This is a genomic window from Mesorhizobium qingshengii (genome assembly GCF_900103325.1).
In the GTDB taxonomy this organism is placed as follows: Bacteria; Pseudomonadota; Alphaproteobacteria; order Rhizobiales; family Rhizobiaceae; genus Mesorhizobium; species Mesorhizobium qingshengii.
Genome location: NZ_FMXM01000088.1, coordinates 1 through 1,997, shown reverse-complemented (window position 1 = coordinate 1,997; position 1,997 = coordinate 1). Strand labels below are relative to the sequence as shown.

Sequence of the window (1,997 nt, the reverse complement as noted above, 5' to 3'; positions counted from 1 at the left end):
AAAATCGCGTGTCTCGCCGCAGCGTGACAGCCGTCCCGGCCAGCTATCGCTGCATCAATCCGCTGATAACTTTACAGTGCCCTCCAGCATGTACCCGAGCCGAATTCGACCTCATCGACTCTGGACAATGGCGCTTGCCGAAGAGCGGCCGGCGATGATTGCTGCGACCGGCCTGCGTTCACGTTAGTCGCACGTAAAAGCACGCCGGGGCAGACACACTGTGCAATCGCTGTGCCGGCCGATGCGGGGTATTGCCTGGGCTTGCGCTGTCTGGTCCGTCCTTTGCCAGCCGGTGCCGGAAGCGTGAATACCCGCTCTACACAGGACTTTTGTCCAGTGTGATGACGTGACGGCTCTGGCGCGCAGCCCCGGGTTGGCGAAGACGTCGTCCCGAAGCGATAGCGCTGGTGCAGAAGCAGCTTCATTTGGAATGGCATGCCGCTTGCACTCTTCTGGTTAGAGCCCATCAAACCACGAAGAAGGCGACTACCATGGCTGACGCGCGAAGCTCCAAACGATCGACAAAGCCGACGGCGGCCGTCCTCGCTGAAGACCGGGACATCGTCCGGTTTGGAGATCCGTCCTCGGAAGCGGCTTTGCAGCTGGGGTCCGACGCCGAGACGCCAGATGATGCTCGCGCATTTGCCAGACATCGGTTTGCATCAGCATGTCAGTGGCCAAGAGGCTCCTCAAAGTTTCGGCAGAGCCCACGTCGGCCGGAAACAGGCAAGTCCAGCCAATACGCTGAACCAGTTCAGCCACGCCGGTCTGTGGCGTGGAGACTCACATTTGCGACTCATACGCTCATCCCGCTACTGGTCATTTCCGGTTGCCAGGAGATTCACCCCGGCTATGAGGAGTGGGTGATCCATGCCGGCTCCGGCGCCGTATTCGCGGCAAGACAGATCGAGGCGCTCGAAGGTGCCCTCATCCCTCATATCTATGCCCTTCGGGTGAGAAAGATCTGGAGCCGGGCCGTTCCCATACACCCTAGTGGGGAAAGCATCGGGAGCGCCGTGGGCATCATGCCCGGCATCACAAGACCCGCCGCTCGGTATTGCACCAGCCCCTGCAAGAATCCAGTGCCAGTTTCCTTTAACGGAGAAATTTGATGACCGGTCAAAAGAAGGTTCCCTTCGTCACGTTTCTTACGCGTGTTCGCGATGATTCAGTCCAGGGCCCCAATCCATACCGCTGGGAAGAAAGAACATCCCACGACTACTTTGCCGGCAAACGGGCCATCCTGTTCTCGCTGCCTGGCGCTTTCACCCCGACCTGTTCGACCTACCAACTCCCCAGTTTCGAAGACCTCTACGAGGAATTCAAGAAGGAAGGAGTTGACGCGATCTACTGCCTCTCCGTCAACGATGCCTTTGTCATGAATGCATGGGGGAAGTCCTTGGGGCTGCAGAAAGTCGAGCTGATCCCGGACGGTTCAGGCGAGTTCACTCGCAAAATGGGCATGCTTGTTGCCAAGGACAATCTCGGCTTCGGTATGCGCTCCTGGCGCTACGCGGCTCTGGTCAATAATGGCGTGGTGGAGCAGTGGTTTGAGGAGGAAGGTTTCTCCGACAACTGCGAGACCGACCCCTATGGCGTCTCATCCCCGCAGAACGTCCTTCAAACATTGAAGGACGCAGCATGACCTGGTGCCGAAGTTGTGCAGCTGCGTTTTGGACGACACTTGCACAAGGGCAAAGCTCTAAAGCGGCGCGTCCGGTGAGGTCATTCAAAGGTCACGCGCAAGCGTCGACCTGTGAGAGATCGAACTGGCCGCGGTCAAGAGCTTCTTAGACAGGAATACCAAGTGACCATGAAATCGTCATTCAGCCTACTTCAGAAACAGTCTCTTGCATTATCGCCTCAACTCATCGAGTCGATTCGCATGCTGCAGCTGAACATTCCCGAACTGCATCAGTTCGTGGAGCAGGAGCTCGAGAACAATCCCCTTCTGGAGCATCCGAAGGGGTCCCGGGATCTGCCCAGGCAAAGGAAAT

General features: G+C 57.8%; 1 protein-coding gene and 2 pseudogenes. All 3 read left to right on the top strand.

The genetic code is table 11. The annotated features are described in order from the left end of the window. Positions 1 to 187: pseudogene (locus tag BLS48_RS36050) on the top strand (hypothetical protein); the annotation flags it as partial. A gap of 924 nt (positions 188 to 1,111) precedes the next feature. After that, entirely contained in the window at positions 1,112 to 1,645 is a 534-nt protein-coding gene (locus BLS48_RS34420; RefSeq protein ID WP_038654552.1) for a peroxiredoxin, read from the top strand. Between the two features lie 168 nt (positions 1,646 to 1,813). Further along, positions 1,814 to 1,997, top strand: a pseudogene (locus tag BLS48_RS34415) (RNA polymerase factor sigma-54); the annotation flags it as partial.